A 5,149-nucleotide genomic window follows, 5' to 3' on the forward strand; every position below is an offset into this window, starting at 1 on the left:
GCCAAAGTGGGCAAGGACATTTCGTGCAACCTCGGTTCGTTGAACATCGCCAAGGCGATGGACTCGCCGGACTTCGCGCAGACCATCGAGGTGGCCATCCGCGCGCTGACCGCGGTGAGCGACCAGACGCACATCACGTCGGTGCCTTCAATCGAGCAGGGCAACAACGAATCCCACGCGATCGGCCTGGGGCAGATGAACCTGCACGGCTACCTCGCGCGCGAGCGCATCTTCTACGGTTCCGAAGAGGGCATCGACTTCACCAACATCTACTTCTACACGGTGCTCTACCACGCGCTGCGGGCGTCCAACCGCATCGCGATCGAACGGGGCAGGGCCTTCGGCGGTTTCGAGCGGTCGAAGTACGCCTCGGGGGAGTTCTTCGACAAGTACACCGACCAGGCGTGGGAGCCGCAGACCGACAAGGTGCGTCAGCTCTTCGCCGATGCCGGCATCCGGATTCCGACGCAAGACGACTGGAAGCGGTTGAAGGAGTCGGTGCAGGCGCACGGCATCTACAACCAGAACCTGCAGGCCGTCCCGCCGACCGGGTCGATCTCCTACATCAATCACTCGACGAGCTCGATCCACCCGATCGCCAGCAAGGTCGAGATCCGCAAGGAAGGCAAGATCGGCCGCGTCTACTACCCGGCGCCCTACATGACCAACGACAACCTGGAGTACTTCCAGGACGCCTACGAGATCGGCTACGAGAAGGTCATCGACACCTACGCCGCGGCCACCCAGCACGTGGACCAGGGACTGAGCCTGACGCTGTTCTTCAAGGACACGGCCACCACCCGCGACGTGAACAAGGCGCAGATCTACGCCTGGCGCAAGGGCATCAAGACGCTCTACTACATCCGGCTGCGGCAAATGGCTTTGGAGGGCACCGAGGTCGAGGGCTGCGTGTCCTGCATGCTCTGAACGCCTGCCCGGGGCCCCTGGCGCGCAGTCTGCCCAGGTCAGCGGCTCAAACGGTCGCCGGAGGGGTATGGTGCATGACGTGGTGAGAATTCCGCGACCACCCCACCCCAGCGTAAAGCCGCCCGGGGCCAAGGTCGACGCGCGCAGCGAGCGGTGGCGTGAACATCGCAAGAAGGTGCGCGGCGAAATCGTGGACGCGGCCTTCCGCGCCATCGACCGCCTGGGCCCCGAGCTGAGCGTGCGGGAGATCGCCGAGGAGGCCGGCACCGCCAAGCCGAAGATCTACCGGCATTTCCACGACAAGGCCGACCTGTTCCAGGCCATCGGCGAACGGCTGCGCGACATGCTGTGGGCGGCCATCTTCCCGTCGATCGACCTGAAGACCGACTCCTCCCGCGAGGTCATCCGCCGCGCCGTCGAGGAGTACGTCAACCTGGTCGACCAGCATCCCAACGTGCTGCGGGTCTTCATCCAGGGTCGCTCCGCGGCGAGCCCGCAGATCCTCAACGAGGGCCGGGGGATCACCCTGGCCGTGGCCGACATGTTCGACAACGAGCTGCGCGAGATGGAACTGGACCATGCGGCATTCGAACTGGCCGGGAATGCGGCCTTCGGGTCGGCGGCGTCGGCCACCGAATGGTGGCTGGGGCCCGACGCCGACAGCCCGCGCCGCATGCCGCGTGAGCAGTTCGTCGCCCACCTGACGACGATCATGGTCGGGATGATCGTCGGGACCGCCGAGGCGCTCGGCATCCGTATGGACCCCGACCAGCCGATTCATAGCGTGGTGCCCAGCAACCCCGCGGCAAGCTGAGGACTTTTGGCACGTTGACATCGCTCCGGCGATCGTCGACACTCGTGCCATCCGATACCCTGGGTACTGGGTATTTGCGGAAACCGACAGGAAGATCGATACACCGTGACCGACGTTGTGACACAAGCCGAACCGGTATCCGCGCACCGGCCCGTCCACGCGCGCGCCATCATCATCGGGACCGGGTTCTCCGGCCTGGGGATGGCGATCAAGCTGCAACAACAGGGTGTGGACTTCGTCATCCTGGAGAAGTTCGACGACGTCGGCGGCACGTGGCGCGACAACAGCTATCCCGGCTGCGCCTGCGACATCCCGTCGCACCTGTACTCGTTCTCGTTCGAGCCCAAGCCCGACTGGCGCAACCCGTTCTCCTATCAGCCCGAGATCTGGGACTACCTGAAGGGAGTCACCGAGAAATACGGGTTGCGCCGCTACATCCAGTTCAATTCGCACGTCGATCGGGCCCACTGGGACGACGACGAGCAGCGCTGGCACGTCTTCACCAAAGACGGCCGCGAGTTCGTCGGGCAGTTCCTGATCTCGGGCGCGGGCGCGCTGCACATACCGGCCATGCCCGACATCGAGGGCCGTGACGAATTCCGCGGTCCCGCTTTCCATTCCGCGGAATGGGACCACACCGTCGACCTGACCGGCAAGCGGGTGGCGATGATCGGGACCGGCGCCAGCGCCATCCAGATCGTGCCGGAGATCGTCGGGCAGGTGGCCGAACTGCAGCTCTACCAACGCACTCCGCCCTGGGTGGTACCGCGCTCCAACCCCGAGATCCCCGTGGCGTTGCGGCGGGCGATGGCCAACGTCCCCGGCCTGCGGGCGCTGGTGCGTGCGGTGATTTATTGGGGTCAAGAGGCCCTGGCCGTCGGTATGACCAAGCGCCCTAACGCCTTGAAGTTCATCGAGGCCTACGTCAAATACAACATTCGCCGATCGGTCAAGGATCGCGAGCTGCGTCGCAAGCTGACCCCGCACTACCGGATCGGGTGTAAGCGAATCCTGAACTCCTCGACCTACTATCCCGCGGTCGCGGATCCGAAGACCGAACTGATCACCGACCACATCCAGCGGATCACGCCCACCGGCATCGTCACCGCCGACGGCAAAGAGCGCGAAGTCGACGTGATCGTGTACGGCACCGGATTCCACGTCACCGACTCCTACACCTACGTCCAGATCAAGGGGCACAACGGCGAGGACCTGGTGGACCGCTGGAACCGGGAGGGCATCGCCGCGCACCGCGGCATCACGGTCGCCGACATGCCCAACCTGTTCTTCCTGCTGGGGCCGAACACCGGCCTGGGCCACAACTCGGTGGTCTTCATGATCGAGTCCCAGATTCGCTACGTCGCCAGCGCCATCAAGGCCTGCGACAAGCGGGGCGTGGCGGCGCTGGCGCCGACGCGCGCCGCGCAGGACGCCTTCAACGACGAGTTGCAGCGCAGGCTGGGGCATTCGGTGTGGAACAGCGGCGGATGCAGCAGCTGGTACCTCGACGAGCACGGCAAGAACACGGTGCTGTGGGGTGGCTACACCTGGGAGTACTGGCGCGACACCCGCTCGATCAAGCCGGAGGAGTATCAGTTCTTCGGGGCGGGATCACGTGCCGGCCGTGAGGTCGCGACCGCCTAGCAGGCTCACGAAGGCCCGCGCGGCCGCGTCGACGCCCGCGTCGTCGTCGGTGGCCACCAGGTCCAGCAGCAGGCCGCGGATCACGGCCAGCCCGAGCCTCGCCATGGCCGGGTCGACCGGACCGTCGGTGACGGCCTCGATCTCCGCGAGCCACTTGTCGACGGCGCCGGGAACCATACCGGCGAAAGGTTTTTCGCTCTGCGCCGCGCGGGCGTAGCACTCGAAGAACAGGCGTTCCCACTGCCGGAGCTCGGGTCGACGGACGTCTGCCCACATGGCGGCGAAACCTTCCGCCGGCGTCGTGGGGAGGCCGGCCAGCACGCCCATCTGCCGGCGCTCGACCTCTTCGACCACCGCAAGCAGCAGGCCCTCTCGAGATCCGAAGTGGTGCAACAGCATTCGATGGCTGGTGCCGACCGCCGCGGCCACCTCACGCAAGGAGCGGTCGCCGACGCCGCCCGCCGCGAACTCGTCGACGAGTGCGTCGAGGAGCTGCCGGCGCCGTTCGGAATCAGCTCGGGTCATTGGCGCGGCTGAGCTGCTCAGACCGGGCCTTGAGTCCCTGGGCCTCGATTTTGAGGAATCGCTTGGTCTTGTTGAGCATCAGCCGCCCGACCAGTGCGCCGAGCATCCCGCGCTGATCCAGTTGCTGGCGCACGAGCGTGCCGCCGTCGGGTCGGGCGGTCACATAGTGGCGAGCGATGACGTTCACGCCGGGGGAGCGTTGTACCCACGTCCACGAGGAACCCGGGTCGATCTCGGTGACCTTCCAGACCAGCTTCGACATGCCGGGCTGCTTGATGGTGAACCGCTTGCCGATCCCGAGCGCAGGGCCGTCCCGTCCGACCAGCGACGTCACCGAGGCGGTCCATTCGGGCCAGTGCTCCACGTCGCTGAAGACATCCCACACCAGCTGCGGCGGCGCGTCGATCTCGACGCTGTCTTCGGTAATCATGTACCAAATGGTACATCCTGTGGTGGTTGTTGGATAGGGCCTGACCAGACTTCGCTACCGTGCCGCGGCGAGCGCGTAATACTCGAAGGAGTGCAAGTGAACGCGGGGTATGTCGCGACACGCAAACACAACGTCTTGTGTTCCGCTCCGTTGTCGTACCCCAGGGGTAGTGTTTGGAGCCTGAAGATCTGCAGGCAACTGTCAGCCAAAGACGGCTGGTGAGGTGGGGTTCTGGTGACCGAGAACATGAAGCTGATTGACCGCGTTTCGGCGATCAACTGGAACCGGCTGCAGGACGACAAGGACGCCGAGGTCTGGGACCGGCTGACCGGAAACTTCTGGCTGCCCGAGAAGGTGCCGGTGTCCAACGACCTGCCGTCGTGGGGCACGTTGACCGCTCACGAGAAGCAGATGACCATGCGGGTGTTCACCGGGCTGACGCTGCTGGACACCATCCAGGGCACGGTGGGGGCGGTCAGCCTGATCCCCGATGCGCTGACCCCGCACGAGGAGGCCGTCTACACCAACATCGCCTTCATGGAGTCGGTGCACGCGCGCAGCTACAGCAACATCTTCTCCACCCTGTGCTCCACCGCCGAGATCGACGACGCCTTCCGCTGGTCGGAGGAGAACCCCAACCTGCAGCGCAAGGCCGAGATCGTCATGCAGTACTACAAAGGTGACGAGCCGCTCAAGCGCAAGGTGGCCTCCACGCTGCTGGAAAGCTTCCTGTTCTACTCCGGCTTCTACCTGCCGATGTACTGGTCGAGCCGGGCCAAGCTGACCAACACCGCCGACATGATCCGGCT

5 protein-coding genes and 1 pseudogene are annotated in these 5,149 nt (G+C 65.2%); 4 read left to right on the forward strand and 2 right to left on the reverse strand.

Annotated elements, in window-relative coordinates; genetic code table 11:
* The 3 genes and pseudogenes from A9X04_RS05565 to A9X04_RS05575 all read left to right on the forward strand — a co-directional run.
* Nucleotides 1-927, forward strand: a pseudogene (locus A9X04_RS05565) (ribonucleotide-diphosphate reductase subunit alpha); the annotation flags it as partial.
* Between the two features lie 79 nt (nt 928-1,006).
* The gene (locus A9X04_RS05570; protein WP_102419904.1) at nt 1,007-1,741 is read left to right on the forward strand and encodes a TetR/AcrR family transcriptional regulator; all 735 of its coding nucleotides are present in this window, start codon (nt 1,007-1,009) and stop codon (nt 1,739-1,741) included.
* 105 nt (nt 1,742-1,846) lie between these two features.
* Nucleotides 1,847-3,385, forward strand: a complete 1,539-nt coding sequence (locus A9X04_RS05575; RefSeq protein ID WP_067918521.1) for an NAD(P)/FAD-dependent oxidoreductase — start codon at nt 1,847-1,849, stop codon at nt 3,383-3,385.
* Here the strand turns inward: A9X04_RS05575 and A9X04_RS05580 are convergent.
* Both A9X04_RS05580 and A9X04_RS05585 read right to left on the reverse strand, forming a co-directional pair.
* Nucleotides 3,353-3,910: a TetR/AcrR family transcriptional regulator gene (locus A9X04_RS05580; RefSeq protein WP_067918523.1), complete on the reverse strand. Its 558-nt coding sequence runs from the start codon at nt 3,908-3,910 to the stop codon at nt 3,353-3,355. The genes A9X04_RS05575 and A9X04_RS05580 overlap by 33 nt on opposite strands.
* On the reverse strand, nt 3,897-4,340 hold the full coding sequence (locus tag A9X04_RS05585) for an SRPBCC family protein (RefSeq protein ID WP_067918525.1): 444 nt from the start codon (nt 4,338-4,340) through the stop codon (nt 3,897-3,899). Before A9X04_RS05585 ends, A9X04_RS05580 begins: the two co-directional genes overlap by 14 nt.
* A gap of 234 nt (nt 4,341-4,574) precedes the next feature.
* Here A9X04_RS05585 and A9X04_RS05590 point away from each other — a divergent pair.
* On the forward strand, nt 4,575-5,149 hold a 575-nt coding region (locus A9X04_RS05590), incomplete at its 3' end, for a ribonucleotide-diphosphate reductase subunit beta (protein WP_197509060.1).

It is taken from the genome of Mycobacterium sp. E3247, assembly GCF_001667785.1.
In the GTDB taxonomy this organism is placed as follows: domain Bacteria; phylum Actinomycetota; class Actinomycetes; order Mycobacteriales; family Mycobacteriaceae; genus Mycobacterium.

What these genes read in the sequence shown, in the direction of transcription:
- A9X04_RS05580 (WP_067918523.1), bottom strand. Translation starts at nt 3,910, where the DNA reads ATGACCCGAGCTGATTCCGAACGGCGCCGGCAGCTCCTCGACGCACTC.
- A9X04_RS05585 (WP_067918525.1), bottom strand. Translation starts at nt 4,340, where the DNA reads ATGATTACCGAAGACAGCGTCGAGATCGACGCGCCGCCGCAGCTGGTG.